Here is a 19625-nt window from a genome sequence, read left to right on the forward strand (position 1 = left end):
CCCTGGCGCCTCGAAGTCACCCACCCCGGCACGCTCGACGGCCTGGCCGCCGCCGAATTCCCCCCGGCCGCCGCCGCCCTCGAACCCGGCCAGGTCCGGGTCGCGGTCCGCGCCGCCGGCGTGAACTTCCGCGACGTCGTCCTCACCCTCGGCCTGGTCCCGGCGGATCGGGATCCCGACGCCGGGATAGTCGGCAGCGAGGTCGCCGGCGTGGTGGCCGAGGTCGGCTCGGGCGTGACCGGACTGGTGCCGGGCGACCGGGTGATGGGCATCGTCACCAGCGGGTTCGCGCCCCTGGTGGTCGCCGACGCCCGCACCCTCACCCAGGTCCCCGCCGGCTGGTCGTACGCCGAAGCCGCCGCCGTACCGGTGGCCTTCTCGACGGCCTGGTACGGCCTGGTGGATTTGGCCCGGGCGGCGCGCGGTCAACGCATCCTGATTCACGCCGCGACCGGCGGCGTGGGTTCAGCGGCGGTCCAGGTCGCGAAGCACCTGGGCCTGGAAGTGTTCGCCACCGCCAGCCCTGGCAAGTGGGACGCGCTCCGTGCCATGGGCTTGGACGACGACCACATAGCCTCCTCCCGTGACGCCGACTTCGAGCAGAAGTTCGCAGCCGTCACGGCGAGTCAGGGCATGGACATCGTCCTGAACGCGCTGGCCGGTGAGCTGACCGACGCCTCACTGCGCCTCCTGCCACGCGGCGGTGCCTTCATCGAGATGGGCAAGACCGACCCCCGCGATCCGGACCAGATCGCCACCGATCACCCCGGCGTGGTCTACCGGGCCTTCTCCACCCAGGACGCAGGCCCCGACCGGTTGGCTGAGATCCTCACGATAATCAATGCCCTGATCAATGACGGCGTGATCACGCGTATGCCGGTTCGCTGCTGGGATATGCGCCGGATCGGCGACGCGTTCCGTTTCATGAGTCAGGCCAAGCACATCGGCAAGGTCGTCCTGACCGTGCCTCGCAAGCCCCGTGCCGCGGGCACCGTTCTGGTCACCGGCGGGACCGGCATGATCGGCGGCCGAGTGGCCCGTCATCTGGCCGCCAGCGGCCGGGCCGGTGAGCTGCTGTTGACCGGCCGCTCCGGCCCGGTCGCCAGCGGAGTCCCGTCGTTGGCGGCGGGCTTGGCGGGTTCCGGGGCCGGGGTCAGCGTCGTGTCCTGCGACGCCGCCGACCGCGAGGCGCTGGCTGGCTTGTTGGCCTCGGTGCCGGTGTCGTCGGTGTTCCACTCGGTCGGGATCCTGGATGACGGTGTGCTGACGTCGATGACCCCGGAACGAGTAGACGCCGTCATGCGCCCGAAGGCCGACGGCGCCTGGAACCTCCACGACCTGACCGCCGGCCGCGACCTGGACGCCTTCGTCCTGTTCTCCTCGGCGGCCGCGACCTTCGGTAGCTCCGGCCAGGGCAACTACGCCGCGGCGAATGCGTTCCTTGATGGTCTGGCCGCACACCGTCAGTCCTCTGGCCTTCCGGCTACAGCTCTGGCCTGGGGCCTGTGGTCCGAAGCCAGCGCCATGACCGGCCATCTGGCCACCGATCAGAAATCCCGCCTCGGCCGCGACGGCATCAATGCCCTGACTGCCGCGGACGGTCTGGCCCTGCTGGACACCGCCCTGTCCCGGGACGAAGCGATGCTGGTCCCGGCGCTGCTCGACGTCCCCGGCGTGCGAGCCCGCGCTGCCCGAGGCGAGTCCGTCCCGGCCGTGTGGCGCGGCCTGGCCGCCGGAACCGCGACCCGCCCGAAGGCCGCAGCCGTCGCGACGCTGGACGCCGCCGGCTTGCCGGACTGGCTGGCCGGGGTCGCCGAAGCCGATCGGGACCGGGTGCTGCTGGATCTGGTGCGCACGCACGTCGCGGCCGTCCTCGGCCACGACTCGCCCGACGCCGCCGCACCGGACCGGGCGTTCAAGGAACTCGGCTTCGACTCGCTCACCGCGGTCGAACTGCGCAACCGGCTCGGCACCGTGACCGGCCTGCGCCTGCCCTCGACCCTGGTCTTCGACCACCCGACCCCGGTGGCGCTGGCCCGCTTCCTGCGCACCACACTGCTCGGCGACTCGGCCGGGTCGGGCGATCCGGCCGGCCGGAACGCGTCCTCCCGTCCCCAGCCCGGCGCGCTCAGCGCCGAGCCGATCGCGATCGTGGCGATGAGCTGCCGGTTCCCCGGCGGCGTGGACAGCCCCGAGGACCTGTGGGAGCTGATGGCGCAGGGCCGCGACGCGGTCGCCGCCTTCCCCGCCGATCGTGGTTGGAACATCGAAGAGCTCTACCATCCGGATCCGGACCACAGCGGCACCTCGTATGTGCGCGAAGGCGGCTTCGTGGACGGCGCGGGCGACTTCGACCCGGCGTTCTTCGGGATCAGTCCGCGTGAGGCGCTGGCGATGGACCCGCAGCAGCGACTGTTGCTGGAGACGTCCTGGGAGGCCTTCGAGCGGGCCGGGATCGACCCGGCGGCGCTGCGCGGCTCCGACACCGGCGTCTTCGTCGGCGCCGCGACCTCCGGCTACGGCAGCGGCGGCGTCGAGGAGGCGGCGGCCGAGGGCTACCTGATGACCGGCACGGCCGCCAGCGTGATCTCCGGCCGGGTGGCGTACACGTTCGGGCTGGAGGGCCCGGCGGTGACGGTGGAGACGGCGTGCTCCTCCTCGCTGGTGGCGATGCACCTGGCCGGTCAGGCCCTGCGCGCGGGGGAGTGCGACCTGGCGCTGGCCGGCGGCGTGACGGTGGTCGCCGTACCCGGCGCGGTCATCGAGTTCTCCCGCCAGCGCGGCCTGGCCCCCGACGGCCGCAGCAAGGCGTTCTCCGACGCCGCCGACGGCATGGGCATCGCCGAGGGCGTCGGCATGGTGGTGCTGGAGCGGCTGTCCGATGCGCGCCGCAACGGGCATCAGGTCCTTGCGGTGGTCCGGGGCAGCGCGATCAATCAGGATGGTGCGTCGAACGGTCTGACCGCCCCGAACGGCCCGTCGCAGCAGCGGGTGATCCGGGCCGCGCTGGCTGCTTCCGGTCTGAAGCCGTCCGAGGTGGACGCGGTGGAGGCGCACGGTACCGGGACCGAACTGGGCGACCCGATCGAGGCCGGTGCGCTGATGGCGGTCTATGGCCAGGATCGGCCCGAGGACCAGCCGCTGTGGCTGGGCTCGGTGAAGTCGAACATCGGACACACGCAATGGGCCGCCGGCGCGGCCGGCGTGATCAAGATGGTGCTGGCGCTGCGGCATGCGGAGCTGCCCCGCACGCTGCACGTCGCGGAGCCCTCCTCGCACATCGACTGGGATGCGGGGAATATCAGGCTGCTGAGTGAGTCGGTGTCGTGGCCGGTGTCCGAGCGTCCGCGACGGGCCGGGGTGTCCTCGTTCGGGATCAGCGGGACCAATGCGCATGTGATCCTGGAGGAGCCGCCGGTCGTCGAGGCCACAGCGACTGTCGGGGCTGATCCGGTGGTCGGGGCCGATTCGGTGGGCGCGGCGGGTGGTGGTACCGGGGCCGGCCCGGTGGTCGGTGGTGTGGTGCCGTGGATCGTCTCGGGCCGATCGGATGCGGCGCTGTGTTCTCAAGCCGAGCGGTTGCGGGAGTCGACCGTGGCGCGCCCTGACCTCGATGCGCGGGACGTGGCGTGGTCCCTGGCCTCTACACGCGCGGTATTTGAGCACCGGGCGGTAGTAGTCGGATCGGCCGGTCAGGAACTGGCCGCTAGTTTGGCCGCGGTGGCGACCGGTCAGGCTGCTGGTTCAGCGGTCACCGGTTCGGCATCGGCAACCGGCCGTTCGGTGTTCGTCTTTCCCGGTCAGGGTGCGCAGTGGGCCGGTATGGGCAGCGAACTCGCTGCCGCCTCGCCAGTGTTCGCCGAGCGCCTCGCCGAGTGTGGCCGCGCCCTAGCACCATTCGTGGACTGGTCGCTGACCGATGTCCTCAGCGATCCGGCCGCACTCGAAGCCGTTGACGTCGTCCAGCCAGCCCTGTGGGCAGTGATGGTTTCCCTCGCTGCGGTATGGCAAGCGGCAGGCGTCACACCAGATGCGGTAGTGGGTCATTCCCAGGGCGAGATCGCTGCTGCGACCGTCGCCGGGGCTCTGTCTCTGGAAGACGGCGCGCGGGTGGTGGCTCTGCGCAGTCGTGCGTTGCGGGTGTTGGCCGGCGCCGGCGGGATGGTCTCGGTGGCTGAGCCGGTGGACGCGGTGCGTACCCGCATCGCAGAGTTCGGCGACCGCCTCTCGATCGCCGTGGTCAACGGCCCCTCGGCGACAGTTGTCTCCGGTGAGCCGGACGCGCTGTCCGAACTGCTCGCGGCCTGCGAAGCCGATGAGGTCCGCGCGCGCCGTATCCCCGTGGACTACGCCTCGCACAGCGCCCAAGTCGAGCAACTGCGTGCCGAGATCACCGAGGTCTTGGCGCCTGTCACTCCCGCCGACCTGAACATTCCCATGGTCTCGGCCGTCTCCGGCGAGTGGCTTCAGGGCCCTGAGTTGGGTGCCAGCTATTGGTTCGACAGCCTGCGCGCGACGGTCGAGTTCGACCGGGCCGTTCGCGCTCTGGCCGACTCCGGGCACGGCGTCTTCCTGGAGATGTCGCCGCATCCGGTACTGACCGCAGCGGTGACGGAAACCTTGGAGGACCAGGGCGTCGCAGCCCCCGTAGTCTCCGGTTCACTGCGCCGCGACAACGGCGGCCCGGCCCGCCTGCTGGCCTCGTTCGCCGAGGTGTGGGTACGCGGCGTCGACGTCAACTGGCCGACGGTCATCGGCGCGAGCCGTCAGGTCGACCTGCCCACCTACGCCTTCCAACACCAGCACTTCTGGCCGACGCCGGTGACGGCGTCGGCGATCTCCGGAACGCTCGGTCACCCGTTCCTGGCCACGTCGGTGGAACTGGTGTCGGGCGAGGGCGTGGTGCTCACCGGTTCGGTGTCGCTGCGGACGCATCCGTGGCTGGCCGATCATGCGGTAGGCGGGACGGTTCTGTTGCCGGGCACGGCGTTCGTCGAGATGGCGGTGCGCGCCGGGGATGCTGTGGGTTACGGCCGCCTGGACGACCTCGTCTTGGAAGCACCTTTGACCCTGTCCGCAGACGCGGCAGTCCAGGTACAAGTGGTGGTCGGCCCAGACATCGACGGGAACCGCTCAATCGAGATCCACACGCGGCCCGAAGACAGTGACCTGCCGTGGACCAGGCACGCCGCGGGCGCCCTCGCGCCGGCGTCGTCGGTCCCTGACACGTCAGAGTTCCTGGAGTGGCCGCCGCGTGACGCCGAGCCGGTCGCGGTTGACGATCTGTACGATCGGCTCGCTTCCGATGGCTATGGCTACGGTCCGGCGTTCCAGGGCTTGCGCGCGGGCTGGCGTCGCGGGGACGAGTTCTTCGCCGAGGTCGTCTTGCCCACGGAGCCGAACGCGGCCGGGTTCGGCATGCACCCGGCGCTCCTCGACGCGGCGCTGCACATCTCCGGCTCGGTCCTGCCGGAGGCGGGCCCGGGCCAAGTGCGACTGCCGTTCGCCTGGACCGGCGTCTCGCTGCACGCGTCCGGCGCGACCGTCCTGCGCGTGCGGCTGACGGCCACCGGCAACGACGGGATCGCGCTGGTCGCGGCCGACAGCGCCGGAATGCCGGTGGTCTCGGTGGAATCGCTTGTGCTGCGCCCCGCAGCGCTGGACCAGCTCGGGGCCGGCGCTGTGGTGCGCGACGGTTTGTTCGCGGTGAGCTGGACGCCGGTCGCGGCGGGGGAGTCGGCCGGGCGGATCGCGGCGCTCGGCGCCGGTGTCCCCGGAGTTTCGGCGGATGGTGTGTTCGCGGATGTGGCGGCGCTGGTCGAGGCGGTGCGGGCTGGCGAGCCGGTTCCGGATTCGGTGTTGGTCGCCGCCGGTGCGGATGCCGATGCATCACCTGCGTCAACCGCCACCACAGCCGCGACTCCGGCTTCGGCCGCGCCTGTGCCTGCCGTTGCGGGTTCGGCTGTGACTCTGCCTGGGGCTGGGGCTTCTGCTCGTGGTGCGGTGTCCGATGTGCTTGCTGTGGTGCAGCAGTGGCTGGCCGCTGATGAGTTGGCTGCGGCCCGCCTGGTCGTCCTGACTCGCGGCGCGGTATCCACCGGAACCGGCGAGGATGTGTTGGACCTCTCCGGAGCCGCCGTCTGGGGCCTGATTCGCACCGCTCAGTCCGAGAACCCCGACCGCTTCGTCCTCCTGGACATCCCGGGCCAGGGCTCTGATCTCCTACCCGGCGCCCTCGCCTCCGGCGAGCCCGAGTTGGCCATCCGCGGCGATGCCGTCCTGGCCCGCCGCCTCACCCGGCCCGCAGGCGGGCTGTCGATTCCCACCGATGGCACGCCATGGCGCGTGGAAGTCGAGCACCCCGGCACGCTCGACGGCTTGGCCGTCGCTGAGCTCCCGTCGGCAGCCCTCGAACCCGGCCAGGTCCGGGTCGCGGTCCGCGCCGCCGGCGTGAACTTCCGCGATGTGCTGATCACTCTCGGCATGTATCCGGGCGAGGCACTGCTGGGCAGCGAGGTCGCCGGTGTAGTGGCTGAGATCGGTCCCGGCGTGCGGCACCTGTCGCCCGGCGATCGAGTGATGGCCATGGCCGCCGGCGGGTTCGGCCCGTTCGTCGTGGTGGACGCGCGCACTGCCGTGTTGCTGCCGTCCCGGTGGTCGTTCGCCGAAGCCGCCGCAGTGCCGATCGCGTTCTCGACGGCCTGGTACGGCCTCGTCGATTTGGGTCAGGCGGCGCGCGGTCAACGTATCCTGATTCACGCCGCGACCGGCGGTGTCGGCTCGGCCGCAGTCCAGATCGCAAAGCACCTGGGCCTGGAAGTGTTCGCCACAGCCAGCCCCGGCAAGTGGGATTCTCTCCGCGCTATGGGCCTGGATGACGACCACATAGCCTCCTCCCGTGACGCCGACTTCGAGCAGAAGTTCGCAGCCGTCACCGCGAATCAGGGCATGGACATCGTCCTCGACGCTTTGGCAGGCGAGCTGACCGACGCTTCACTGCGCCTCCTGCCACGCGGCGGCGCCTTCATCGAGATGGGCAAGACCGACCCCCGCGACCCGGACCAGATCGCCGCCGACCACCCCGGCGTCCGCTACCAGACGTTCGAGACCGGCGAAGCCGGCCCGGACCGGCTGCACGAGATCCTCACCCAGATCAGTGCCCTGATCGAGGAGGGAGTGTTCACCGGCATGCCGGTCCGCTGTTGGGACGTCCGCCGGATCGGCGACGCGCTGCGCTTCATGAGCCAGGCCAAGCACATCGGCAAGATCGTGCTGACCGTCCCCCGGACGCCGTCCCGATCGGGCACGGTCCTGATCACCGGCGGCACCGGCATGATCGGCGGCAAAGTGGCGCGGCACCTGGCCGCCGGCGGCAAGGCCGGTGAGCTGCTGTTGACCGGACGTTCGGGCCCGGCCGCGACCGGTGTCCCGGCACTGGCCGCCGCGCTGGCGGAGTCCGGCGCCGCGGTGAACGTCGTGTCCTGCGACGCCGCCGACCGCCGCGCGCTGGCCGAACTGCTGGCCGCGGTCCCGGTCACCGGCGTCTACCACTCCACCGGCGTCCTCGACGACGGCGTGGTGGCCGCACTCACCCCGGAGCGGGTGGACACCGTCATGCGGCCGAAGGCGGACGGGGCGTGGAACCTCCACGACCTGACCGCCGACCGCGACCTGGACGCCTTCGTCCTGTTCTCCTCGGCCGCCGCCTCCTTCGGCGGTGCCGGCCAGGCGAACTACGCCGCGGCCAATGCCTTCCTGGACGGCCTGGCCGCCCACCGTCAGTCCTCTGGCCTTCCGGCCACGGCTCTGGCCTGGGGCCTGTGGGCGGACGCCAGCGCCATGACCGGCCATCTGGACACCGGCGACACCTCCCGCATCAACCGCGGCGGGATCGCGGCGATGACCGCGGACGAGGGCTTGGCCCTCATGGACGCGGCGCTGATCCGGGACGAGCCGCTGCTGCTCCCGGCCCTGCTCGACGTCCAAGGCGTCCGGGCGCGCGCCGGCCGGGGCGAGGAGGTCCCGGTGCTGTGGCGGGGCCTGGTCGGCGGCGCCGCCCGCCGGACCGCCGCCGCCACCGGCGGTCCGGCCGCCGGCCCCGGTGGCTCCGGTGGCGCCTCGCTGGAGCAGCGCCTGGCCGCGATGTCGCCGGCCGAGCAGGACCGGTTCCTGCTGGACCTGGTCCAGGCGCACGTCGCGGCGGTCCTGGGCTACGCCTCGGCGGACGCCGTCCGGCCCGACCAGACGTTCCGCGAGATCGGCTTCGACTCGCTGACCGCCGTGGACCTGCGCAACCGGATCAACGCCGCCGCCGGGACCCGGCTGCCCTCGACGCTGGTGTTCGACTATCCGACGCCGACGGCGCTGGCCGGGCATCTGCGCTCCAAGCTGGTGAAGCAGGAGCCGGGACACGCGCCGGTGCTGCGCGAGCTGGACGGTCTGGAGGCCGCGCTGGCGGTGATGGCCGGGGCGGAGCCGGAAGGCGAGGGGCGGATGCGGGTCCTGATGCGCCTGGAGGCGATCGTTCAGGGCCTGCGGACGGCGAACACCGAGGCGACGGCGGGTGTCGTCGCGGCGGGCGTCGAGGAGATCGGCGACGCGACCGACGACGACCTGTTCGACCTCATCGACAACGAGCTGGGCCTCGGCGGCGCCGGGGGTGAGGCGCTGAGCTGACCGACTATCATCCGGTATGCGCTCATCATCCACCCCATTCACTGGATGGGGTGGATGATCCCTTTCGTCAGCGTTCTGCGTCCCCGCGCGACCGTAAAGTCGTGATGACCGTACTGGCTGGTGGACGTGGGATGAGGCGACGATGGCGGATTCGGGTGTGGAACCGGTGGCCCGGTGGGCGACCGTTCCGGGGCGGCCGCCGGTGGCCTGGCGTGCGGTGGCGGTGGTGGCCGTCGTCGCCGTGGCGGTGCACCTGGCGGTGGCGACCCGCTTCGGCTGGCACCGCGACGAGTTCTACTACGTGCTCTGCGGCCGGAGCCCGGCCTGGGGCTACGTCGACCAGCCCCCGGTGGCTCCGGTCCTGGCCCGGCTGGCCGCCGCGCTGCCCGGCGGCGTCCTGCCGCTGCGAGTGGTCGCGATCGCGGCGCAGGCCGGCTGTGTGCTGCTGACAGCGGTCCTGGCGGCCGAGTTCGGCGGCCGGCGGCGGGCCCAGCTGCTGGCCGCCGCCGCGACCGCCGCCAGCCCGGTCTTCGTGGCCGCGTCGCTGCTGTTCGGCACCACCGTGCTGGACCAACTGGCCTGGGTGGCGGTGCTGGTGCTGGTCGCGCGGGCGCTGCGGCTGGGAAGCGTCCGGGCCTATCTGGCCGCCGGCGCGGTGGCCGGGATCGGGCTGGAGACCAAGGACACCATCGCCGTGCTGCTGCTCGGTATCGGCCTGGGCCTGGCCCTGTTCCGGCGCGATGCGCTACGCGGACCGGGGCCCTGGCTGGCCGGAGCCCTGGCGGTGCTGATCGCCGTGCCCAATCTGCTCTGGGACGCCCGGCATCAGTGGGCGAACTTCCACATGGCCCAGGTCCTGGCCGAGCAGGAGGGCGGCGCGTCCGGGGCGCTGACCCACCTGCCGACCATGGCGCTGCTACTGGCCGGGCCCCCGCTCGTCGGACTCTGGGTGCTCGGGGTGCGCCGGCTCGCGACGTCGGCCGGGCGCGACCACCGCTGGGTCCTGGTCGCCACGGTGGTGGCCGTGGTGGTGTTCACCGCCGCCGGCGGTCGCCCGTACTACCCGGCCCCGGCCCTGACCGCGCTGTTCGCGGCCGGGGCGGTGCAGGTGGAGGCGGCCGCCACGGCGCGCGGCCGGATCTGGTGGCCGGCCGCCGTCGCCGGCTCCGGGCTGCTCGCGGTGATCGTGGGGCTGCCGGTCCTCCCGGTGGCCGCCGATACCGACCTGCGCTCGGTCAACCCGCAGGTGATGGAGACCTACGGCTGGCCCTCGTTCGTCGCCACGGTGCAACAGGCCTCTGCGAAGCTGCCCGCCGGGACGCCGATCTTCACCAGCAACTACGGCGAGATCGGCGCGCTGACCATCCTCGGCCCGGCCGACGGCCTGCGGCGCCCGGTGTTCAGCGGACACAACCAGTACGCGCTCTCCGCGCCGCCCGGCACGCCGAACACCGTGCTGTGTGTGGGCCAGTGGAGCGCCGCGTTCCTGCGCCGCTTCTGGTCGCAGGTCACCGAGGTCGCGCCGATCAGCCTGCCGCACGGGCTCCGCGACCAGGAGACGACCCAGCACGCCGCGGTCTACGTGTGCAGCCGGCCGCACGGGTCGTGGGCCGCGATGTGGCCCGGCCTGCGTCACCTGGACTGAACCCGGCGCGGCACTAGGGCGTGTTTGAGAAGTCGGGTGGGTAGTGTCCCGCAGGTGATGAGCAGGTCGAGCGCGACGGCTCAGCGGCAAGCATGGCAAGACGGGCGGCCTGCCTCATCCTGGTTGGCTGTGGCTGGTCGTCTGGCGCAGCCAGGCGCCGGACGATCAGGCGTCGCGCCCCGCCCGACTTCTCAAACACGCCCTAGACGCTCACCTCAGCCGCGCGCCGGGCCGAAGTACCCCTTCAACACCGCCATGACCTCGGCCGGGCGCTCGCTGAGGAAGAAGTGTCCGCCCTGGAAGACATGGAACTCGAACCCGCCGGAGGTGTGCTGCTCCCAGGCCCGCGCCTCATCCAGCGTCGTCTTCGGGTCACTGTCGCCGGTCAGCACCGATATCGGGCAGCTCACCGAGACGTCGGGCCCGCAGCTGTACCGCTCCACCGCCGTGTAGTCGGCGCGAAGGGCGGGCAGCGAGGCACGCATCAGCTCCTCGTCGTCGAGCAGCATCGAGGCGGTGCCGTTCATCTTCCGCAGCTCGGCCAGGATCCCGTCGTCGTCGAGCAGGTGGATCTGCTCATCCCGACGCGTAGCCGGCCCCCGCCGCCCCGAGGCGACGATCCGCACCGCGGGCCGCCCGTCGGCTTCCAACCGCTGAGCCACCTCGAACGCCAACACCGCGCCCAAACTGTGCCCGAACAGCGTGGTCGGCGACTCCGGCTGCTTCCGCAGCACATCAGTCAGCTGATCAGCGAGCTCCGCCATATCCGTGATGGGCGGCTCCGACCGCCGCTCCTGCCGCCCGGGATACTGCACCGCGACGACATCCACACCCTGTCCCAGCCCCAACGCCACCGGCCGGAAGAACGGCGCCGACCCACCGGCATGCGGAAGGCAGACCAGGCGCGCGGGCGCGTCCCGCACAGGCAGGTAGCGGCGACACCACAGGGATTCCTCAGAAGACATGCCGCTCCAGGTGAGAGATCCGACGATGGCACGCCGACCCTAACCAGAACCCTGATGCACTGGCAATCACCCGCGCCCAACTGCCCCGGCGGCAGTTGAACGCCGAGCCACGCCCCGAACCTCCCCGAGTTGATCGAGCGCCCATCGGAAAGCATCATGCTACGAACAGTCGCTCATCCACGAGATGCTGAGAAGCAGCGGACCAACGCCACCCGCCAGGCCCGAAGAAAGGCGCAACCAGTGAGGGGATCCAAATGAGCGAGTCCACGGGGCATCCCCTGCAGCGGGTAAGCCATGACGACCGCGAAATGGCCGCCGAACGACTGCGCGCCGCAGCCGGCGACGGCCGCATCTCGCTGGAGGAACTGGACCGCCGGCTAGGCGCCGCCTTCACGGCAGCGACCTACGCCGACCTGGAATCCGTCACGGCCGACCTGCCGCCGACAGCCGTCGAGCTAGTGGCCGCCGAGGCAAACGGACGGCCGCTCCGCTTCGCGGTCAGCGGTGGATCCGTCGACAGGTTCGGGGAATGGGAGATTCCCGGCCGAATCGACCTCGAACTCAACCGCGCCACGTCAACGCTCGACTTCCGGGCTTCGGTGGTGCCCGCGACGGGGCTCCACATCGAAATCCACGCTCGCCGCAGTCGAATACGCCTTCTGGTATCACCAGACACATACGTCGACCTCGACAGCCTCGGCCGTCACGGGGCGACGGTCGCGGACCGGTACGCCCGATCCGGCTCCGCGCGGGAGCTCCATGCGATCCGCGTGACCGGCGACCTCTACGACGGCAGCTTGCGAGTCTTTCGGCGGCCGTTCCAGATGTTCTAGTGCAGCGCCGCATTGATCTTTCGGGGGCTGAGTGGGGGGCTTTGGTCACCGGCTTTACGGGAGTCGGGTGTGAGGCCGGCGGTCGCGTGCGGGGCTTTGGTCACCGGCTTGAGGTGAGCCGGGTGTGAGGCCGGCGGTCGCGTGCGGGGCTTTGGTCACCGGCTTGAGGTGAGCCGGGTGTGAGGCCGGCGGTCGCGTGCGGGGCTTAAAAGCGTTGTGAAAAAACCGCCAGATTTCGTCCGCCGGCTTCCCGAGGCCCGCGGCGGTCGCCCGGCAGGGCGGACAAAATCAGGCCGTTTTGTCACAACATGTGTGGTCCGCTTCCGAGAACGGGCAGTCCGGGCGTCAAGCCGGCCACGTCGCCGGCTGCCGGTCGCCCCCAGGGCGAGGTTCACAACCCTACGGCGCAAGGCGGGGACCGGCTGAGGTGACGGCGTACCCGGCCGCGGGCTTCGCGCGGTGCGGGACCCTGACTAACGCAAGCACACATGTTGTTAGAAAACGGCCAGATTTTGGCCGCCGGACCTGCTTACCGCCGCCCGACAGCGTAAGTCAGCGGCCAAAATCTGGCGGTTTTTTCACAACGCTTTTAAGCCCCGCACGCGACCGCCGGCCTCCGTACCCGACTCACCTCAAGCCGGTGACCAAAACCCCCCACCCAACCCCCGAAAGATCGACGCGGCGCTGCACTAGTTAGAGCTGTACCGGTGATGTGCCAAGCGGATTGAGCATGGTGAAGCGCCAATCCCCGTCAGCATCGCGCCGTGCGATGTTGGCGGTGGTGCCGGTGGCGGTAACCCGCTCGCCTCCCGGGCCGTCGATCTCCATGGTCCAATCGGTGACCAACAGCGCCGTGTCGGCGCCGAGCAGTGTGTGCCGCTGCACATTGGTCAGCCTGCCGCCGGCGGCGACAGTCCCGCTGATCTCCGCGCGTAGCGCGTCATCGCCGGAGATGATCTCGCCGGCCACGGTGCGCATGCCCGCCCCGGGCGCGAACAACGCGAGAACGTCCTCAATGGCACCGGCGTTCAGAGTGTCCTGGAACAGGATCGGGAGCTTGGCGGGGTCGGTGATGCCAGTGGACATGATGTAAGGATCCTTACTTCTAGAGACTTCTTGAAACTTCTCGAAGCGGTTCTGCCGCTGCCTCCACGATGCCTTCGGTCTCCCCGGGCGGACGAGGTGCGGTTCGGTCTCGCGATGGTCGAAAATGGACAGCGTGATCATCGACATCGCCTACGACAACCCGGACGGCTCGCACGCCGGCCTGGAGGTTCTGACCTTCGAGGAGCTGAAGCCGCGGCTGAGGGGCGCGGTCACGCGCCGGCCGAGTCGCCTGGACTTCCACCAGCTCATGCTGGTGCGCGACGGCGAGGGCACCGCGATGGTCGATTTCGCCGACTACGAGTGCGCGCCGGGCACGCTGCTACACCTGCGGCCGGGCCAGGTCCAGAGGCTGCCCTACGACGCGGTCGGCCGGCCGGCGAACCTCGATGCCGTGCTGCTGCTGTTCACCCCCGACTTCCCGCCGCCGCCACTCCTGCCGGCGGCGGGCGCGGTGCTCGACGGGTTCGGCCCCGTCGCGTGGTCGCTGCCGCCGGACTGCTTCGGCGCGTTCGATCGCGCGGTGCAGGAGCTTGTCGCCGTGTATCGGACGTGGCGCGGCGCTCCGATCGCGCCCGCGGCCGGCCTCGACCTCACCGGCGCGCTGCTCCGCCAACTCCTCGGTGCCCTCGTTCTGCGTATGGCGGGCCTGTCGGATCCGGTTACAGCGGGCCTGTCGGATCCGGCCGTCGACCGCGACATGCCCGCGCCCATCGCCGAGGCGTACCTCGCGTTCCGCCGCGAACTTGAACGGTCCTTCGCCGCCACGCGATCCGTCGAGACGTACGCCGCGCGCCTGGGCTATGCCGCGCGAACCCTGACCCGCGCCTGTCAAGCCGCCACCGGCCGCACCGCGAAACAACTCGTCGACGCGCGCGTGATCCTCCAAGCCCAGCGCTTGCTCGCGCACACTGATCAGCCGATCTCGGTGATCGCCCACGCCCTGGGCTTCACGGAGGCCACCAACTTCGGCAAATTCTTCGCCCGGGAGACCGGCCTTGCCCCCGGCGACTTCCGGTGCGCACAACGGTGACCGCGGGCTTGGCACGCGTTCGCCGCAGGCGATCGCTCAGTTCGCGAAAAGATCGGCGCTCCAGTGAGCGGGATCAGTGCCGAGTCCTTGAATGTGCGCGAGCAGGCCGTCGACCCCGCCGGGCAGCTCGGCGGCGGCGCGGGGGTCGGCCACGACGCAGATGTTCCAGCCGTCGGAGTCTTTGCACGCTGACGTGCCCCAGGTCCAGGGGCCTTGCGCCGTCCCGGTCGGCTCGACGAACACGTTGAGGCCGTCGCTGGCGGTGTTCAGCCCGATGTTCAGGTCGGAGGGGCCGGTGCGGCCGGGGGCGGGGTGGGTGAGCACGACTTGGTTGACGCCGAGCGCCGAGGGTGTCAGTCCCCTGATCTGGATCGGCAGTGGCAGGGGGGCCTGGCCCACCACGATGGTGCGGGCGACGTGTTCCAGGGTCGCGGCGGCGGTGGCGGGGTCCAGGGAGTCGCCGCTCACCGTGAGCCACTTGCCCGAAGGATCATGCCACATCAGGTCCGCCTGGCCGGGGACGACGCTCTGGCCTTTCCCCGCGACCCAGTAGGCGGCCGTGCCGAGTCCGGCGACGGGGATCTTGGCGGACGTGGCTGCCGGTCCGGTGTCGCCGACCGCGAGGAACACCCTCGGTTGGCCCGCCGCCTTGCCCCGAGTGGTTCCGGCGGCGGCCGTGTAAGTGCCGGCGGACGGGCCTTCGCCGATGAAGGCCATTGCCTGCGGGAGCCAGCCGAATCTGGCCGGCACGCGAACGCCGCCGGTCTGTGCGATGCCCGGGCCCGGCGTGGACGACGCCGTAGACGGGCTGTGCGGTGCGCCGCCCGCCGTGGTCGGGGGCGACGTTTGTCCGCCGGGCGCTACCTGCTGTCCGCCGGGCGTCACCTGCTGACCGGCGGGCAGCTGACCGGCCGCCGGCCGGCCGGCGCCGTGCGTCCCGGGCCCGGGGGAGTGGGCGATCGTGAGCACGGTGGCCGCGACGCCGAGTACTCCGACGGCGGCGGTGCCGGTCAGCGCCCGGTTGGCGCGGCGCCTGCGGAGCCGCAGGCGGTAGCCGTCGTCGCAGGCCTTGTACAGGTCGATGGTGGTGTCCGGGGCCGCCAGCTCGGTCAGGGCCGTCAGCTGGGAGCCGGGGTCTTCGGGCATGCCTGTCATGGCGATTCCGCGCTTTCTCTGGGTCTTGTACAGAGGTCTTATGCACAGGTCTTGGGCAGGTCAAATACGTCTTGCGCAGGTCACAGGGACGGCTGGGCCTGAAGGATCCGGCGCAACGCGTCCAAACCGCGCGCGGTCTGGCTCTTCACCGTGCCGGGGGAGCAGTTCAACTCCGCGGCGGTCTGCTCGACCGAGAGGTCGCAGTAGTACCGCAGGACCACCGCCGCACGCTGCCGGGGCGGAAGCTTGGCGAGCGCGGCGCGCAGATCGAGCGCGGCATCGCTGTCGGGCGCGCGTTCGGGCAGGTCGAGCAGGACCCCGGTGTCGGCGGTCACGAGACGCTTCCACAGCGGACGCCGGGTCTCGTTGATGTACGCGTTGACGAGGATCGTGCGCAGGTAGGCGTCGAGGTTGTCAGCGGAGCGGGCCTTGGGCCAGACGGCGTACAGCTTCGTCAGCGCGGTCTGCGCGAGGTCGTCGGCGTGGTGCCAGTCCTCGCACAGCAGGAACGCGATCCGGCGAAGCCACAGGACGCGCCCGGAGACGAACTCGATGAAGTCCCGGTCCGGGGTGTGTTCAGCCATGGGGATTCCGTCTTGCGAGCGCAGCAGTGGTTGTCACGCCGCTACTGACAAGAGCCGGCCGGGATTGGTTGCATGCGAAGCGGAGCGGATTTCCCGGCGGCTGGCTGAAGTCCCTTCCCGAAGGGGCTGCTGGTGGCACTGGAACAGGTGGGGCTCGTGGGTCCATCGCGTGTCGGCCCCAACCCACCTACCCAGACCCCTGATTCACTAACCAGGGTAGTAGATCGCCGGTGATTCTCGCCTCCCCGAGCGCCGGGAGCCGGGCGTGGGACCGGGACCGGGGCCGGATTCCTCCGATGAGCCCTCGGGCTCGCCATACCGCCTCGGTGTACTGCCGATCGGCGTGAGTAGATCAGTGCTTTGCGGTACCTCGGCTAGTCAGACGCCGACAGCGCCGACGCCCGTCCCCGCGGCGCCCCCACAGCGCCCCGGCGTGCGCGTTCGCGGCGTACCGCATCGAATCAGAGCTTTGCTTTACGTTCGACTCCGAGGGGTTGCCTTGGGGTGACCTATCGTGAAGACTGTGCCGCGTCGGGCGTGATGAAGCGCTCGATTTCGGGCATCATGCCGTCCCTGGCACCTGGTGCGGACGTCCGGCGCAATGGCTGCGCGGGACGGACCGCTTGGGGGGAACCCCAGGGCGGGCTGGTCTGCTGTGCGGGCCAGGATGTGGGATTCGGGCTGCCTGCAGAGGCCCGCAGTCCCTCGGCGTGCGGTGGTGCGGCATACCCCTGTGCCGCGATTCCCAAGCCCGGACCACTGAGCTGATAGGCGTCTGATCAGCGTTCGATCATCGGGCTTCGTGATCGGCTGCTGGTGTCGTCCCGCCCGGCCTGGACCGAACGCTGGGTGCGGAGTCAGCGTGGTGTCTCCCCCCTGTGTTCGGCGGAGCGCCATGCCATCTCGGAACCGCTCATGGCGTCAGTTCGCCGCGCTCTGCCGCGGGTCCGCTATCCGTGCCTGAACGTTGTCATCCCCCGAGTGTGACCTGAGGAGCAATCGTGACTGCCGATCGACTGGTCGTTCCCCCGATGCCGTTGGAGGAGATCCCCGAGCGTTGGCGCGCCCTGCGTGCGGCCGGACCGGTGCGCTACGAGGAGAGCCTGGGTGTGTGGCAGGTTCTGGACTACGAGAACGTGGCCGTCGTCTTGGCCGATCCGGCGACCTTCTCCTCGGACCTGTCTTCCCTGGCGCCCACCCAGGAGGACTTCGATACCTTCACGCAGGGCAACTTCGTCGGCATGGACCCGCCGGAGCATCGCAGACTCCGTACGTTGGTGAGTCAGGCCTTCACGCCGCGGGTCGTGGCCGGGCTCGGGCCGCGGATCGAGGCGCTGTGCGCCCGGCTGCTGGCCGAGGTCGACGACCACGACCGGTTCGACCTGGTCGAGTCGCTGGCCTACCCGCTGCCGATCATCGTCATCGCCGAACTGCTCGGCATCCCCGCCGAGGAGCACACGCTGTTCCAGGAGTGGGCCAGCGTCCTGTTCAGCGGCGACCAACTCGGTGAGGCGCCCGACGCGGCCGACCTGGAACGGGCCCTGGAGGCCATCGCCCCCACCATCCGCGAGATGAACGGGTACATGCTCCAGCACATCCGCGAGCGCCGTGCCCACCCCGGGGACGACCTCACCAGCAAGCTGATCGCGGCGGAGGTGGATGGCGTCCACCTGGAGGACCAGCAGATGGTCGGGTTCGTCGCCCTGCTGCTGGTCGCCGGGCACGTCACCACGACCGCGCTGCTCGGCAACGCCGTGGTGACCTTCGACCGGCACCCGGGCACGGACGCGGCGCTGCGCGCCGATCCCGGCCTGCTTCCCGGCGCCATCGAGGAAGTGCTGCGCTGGCTTCCGCCCTTCCCCGAGCTGGGCCGCCGCGTCGCCCGGCCGGTGGTGCTCGGCGGTCACGAGCTGGCGCCGGACACCATGGTGATGACCCACCTCGGGGCCGCCAACCGCGATCCGTCCCGCTTCGCCGCGGCCGACGTCTTCGACGTGAACCGCAATCCCAATCCCCACCTGACCTTCGGGCACGGGATCCACTTCTGCTTCGGCGCGCCGCTGGCGCGGTTGGAAGCGCGGATCGCGCTGCGCATGCTCCAGGAACGGTTCAGCTCCCTGGTGGTCCCCTCCTACGAGGACGTCACGTACCAGAACCCGGCAGTCATCCTCGGCGTGCGCCGACTCCCGGTCGAGGTCGTCAGACGGTAGGACCGCCGGTGCCCGCCGCCCGTGCTCGCCCGCGGCCGACACCACCCGCACATGAGACCCCTGATCCCATGTCAACGAGAGTGCCTTCGCCATGAACCGCATGCATACGCTGTATCCGCTGCGCCAAGAACTCCAGCACCGACTCGACACCCTCGCCCGCGTCCACAACGTGCCCGGCGCCCAATTGGTCGTGGACACCGGCGCGGAGATGGTCGCCGTGCACACCGGTACGGCCGATGTCGCCACTGGCGTACCGTTCACCGCGGACACCGCCGTCCCCTTGGGATCGCTGACCAAACCCTTCACGGCCGCACTCGTGCTGCTTCTCGCCGACGACGGCGACCTCGATCTGGACGACTCCGTCGCCGAGTATCTCCCGGAGTTCCGGGACGTCCCCGCCGTGACGGTCCGTCAGCTCCTGAGTCACACCGGCGGCCTGCCGACCGGACCCGATTCCGACACGGCCGCCCGGACCACCCCGGCCCGCTACCTCTCCTCCGTGTGCACCGCAGGGGATCTGCTGTTCGAGCCCGGAACCGACTTCTCGTACTCCAACGCCGGCTTCGTCGCCGCCGGTCGGCTGGTCGAGGCGGTGACCGGTATGCCGTGGTACGAAGCTATGGAAGCCCTGTTTCTCGAACCCATGGGCATCACGCCCGCGTTCCTCGGTATGACGACTGCCCGCCCGGTCGCCGCCGGTCATGGCCTGAACATCGCGACGGGCCGGACACGTCCGGTGCGACAGAATCTGGCCCCGTTGGAGGCGCCGGCCGGTGCGCTGCTCGCGAGCGCCATCGACCTCGGCGTCCTAGGTCGTGCCTTAGCTGGCCAGAGCGTATTCCTGCCCCCTGCGATCGTCAAGCATATGCATCACGCGGAGCCCTGTGCCGACCCCGGCGCGCTCGCGGACGGCTGGGGGTTGGGGGTGGCCCTGTTCCAACAGGACGACCGATCGTGGTGCGGCCACGACGGCAACGCCCAAGGCACCTCATGCCATCTGCGGGTCGACCCGGACAGCGGCGTGGTGGTCGCCTTCACCGGCAACGCCGGCACCGCCACGGCGCTCTGGCGCGAACTGGCCGAGGACATAGCGCACATCGCCGGGGTGCCGGTGCCCGCCGCGATCACGCCCTCGAACGCGGGCGACCCGGTCGCGCCGCCGGACTGCGCGGGCACCTATGCCAACGGCGGCATCCGCTACCGCATCGCGCTTGAGCCAGGCGGCGCGCCGACCCTGTCCGTGGACGGCGACCAGCCGCTGCCCCTGCGCTGCTACTCCGACCTGTCGTGCGATCTGGTCGACCCGGCCACCGGCCGCGGCGAGCCCGGCGGACGGTTCCACCGCGACCCGCACACCGGGGTCATAGACCGCGTGCAGATATCGGGGCGTACAGCGCGCCGCGCCAGCTTCGCCTGAGCC

At 70.9% G+C, this 19625-nt stretch carries 10 protein-coding genes; 6 read left to right on the forward strand and 4 right to left on the reverse strand.

Annotated elements, in window-relative coordinates:
• Together IZR01_RS06500 and IZR01_RS06505 are read left to right on the forward strand one after the other, a co-directional pair.
• The coding region (locus IZR01_RS06500; RefSeq protein ID WP_194923265.1) for a type I polyketide synthase at positions 1-8676 on the forward strand (8676 nt) is incomplete at its 5' end.
• A gap of 142 nt (positions 8677-8818) precedes the next feature.
• Positions 8819-10321, forward strand: coding sequence for a glycosyltransferase family 39 protein (locus tag IZR01_RS06505; protein WP_194923266.1), 1503 nt, complete (start codon positions 8819-8821; stop codon positions 10319-10321).
• A gap of 215 nt (positions 10322-10536) precedes the next feature.
• On the opposite strand, the gene IZR01_RS06510 is transcribed toward IZR01_RS06505, so the two are convergent.
• Complete coding sequence (locus IZR01_RS06510) at positions 10537-11286, reverse strand: thioesterase II family protein (RefSeq protein ID WP_194923267.1); 750 nt, start codon at positions 11284-11286, stop codon at positions 10537-10539.
• Between the two features lie 254 nt (positions 11287-11540).
• Here IZR01_RS06510 and IZR01_RS06515 point away from each other — a divergent pair, with 254 nt between their 5' ends.
• On the forward strand, positions 11541-12119 hold the full coding sequence (locus IZR01_RS06515) for a DUF1707 SHOCT-like domain-containing protein (RefSeq protein WP_194923268.1): 579 nt from the start codon (positions 11541-11543) through the stop codon (positions 12117-12119).
• 693 nt (positions 12120-12812) lie between these two features.
• On the opposite strand, the gene IZR01_RS06520 is transcribed toward IZR01_RS06515, so the two are convergent.
• Positions 12813-13346 (reverse strand): YybH family protein, encoded by a 534-nt coding sequence (locus IZR01_RS06520; RefSeq protein WP_194923269.1) that lies wholly within the window; start codon positions 13344-13346, stop codon positions 12813-12815.
• Between IZR01_RS06520 and IZR01_RS53005 the strand changes: the two genes are divergently transcribed.
• Entirely contained in the window at positions 13339-14256 is a 918-nt protein-coding gene (locus IZR01_RS53005) for a helix-turn-helix domain-containing protein (RefSeq protein ID WP_194923270.1), read from the forward strand. The genes IZR01_RS06520 and IZR01_RS53005 overlap by 8 nt on opposite strands.
• A gap of 36 nt (positions 14257-14292) precedes the next feature.
• Here IZR01_RS53005 and IZR01_RS06530 read toward each other — a convergent pair whose 3' ends face one another.
• Both IZR01_RS06530 and IZR01_RS06535 read right to left on the reverse strand, forming a co-directional pair.
• Complete coding sequence (locus IZR01_RS06530; RefSeq protein ID WP_194923271.1) at positions 14293-15411, reverse strand: hypothetical protein; 1119 nt, start codon at positions 15409-15411, stop codon at positions 14293-14295.
• 80 nt (positions 15412-15491) lie between these two features.
• Positions 15492-15995: a SigE family RNA polymerase sigma factor gene (locus IZR01_RS06535; RefSeq protein ID WP_194923272.1), complete on the reverse strand. Its 504-nt coding sequence runs from the start codon at positions 15993-15995 to the stop codon at positions 15492-15494.
• A gap of 1031 nt (positions 15996-17026) precedes the next feature.
• Here IZR01_RS06535 and IZR01_RS06540 point away from each other — a divergent pair.
• Positions 17027-18205, forward strand: coding sequence for a cytochrome P450 (locus IZR01_RS06540; protein ID WP_194923291.1), 1179 nt, complete (start codon positions 17027-17029; stop codon positions 18203-18205).
• Positions 18206-18296: 91 nt separating this feature from the next.
• Positions 18297-19622 (forward strand): serine hydrolase domain-containing protein, encoded by a 1326-nt coding sequence (locus IZR01_RS06545; protein ID WP_194892233.1) that lies wholly within the window; start codon positions 18297-18299, stop codon positions 19620-19622.
• Positions 19623-19625 lie beyond the last annotated feature (3 nt).

Source organism: Catenulispora pinisilvae (assembly GCF_015356865.1).
Taxonomy (GTDB): Bacteria; Actinomycetota; Actinomycetes; order Streptomycetales; family Catenulisporaceae; genus Catenulispora; species Catenulispora pinisilvae.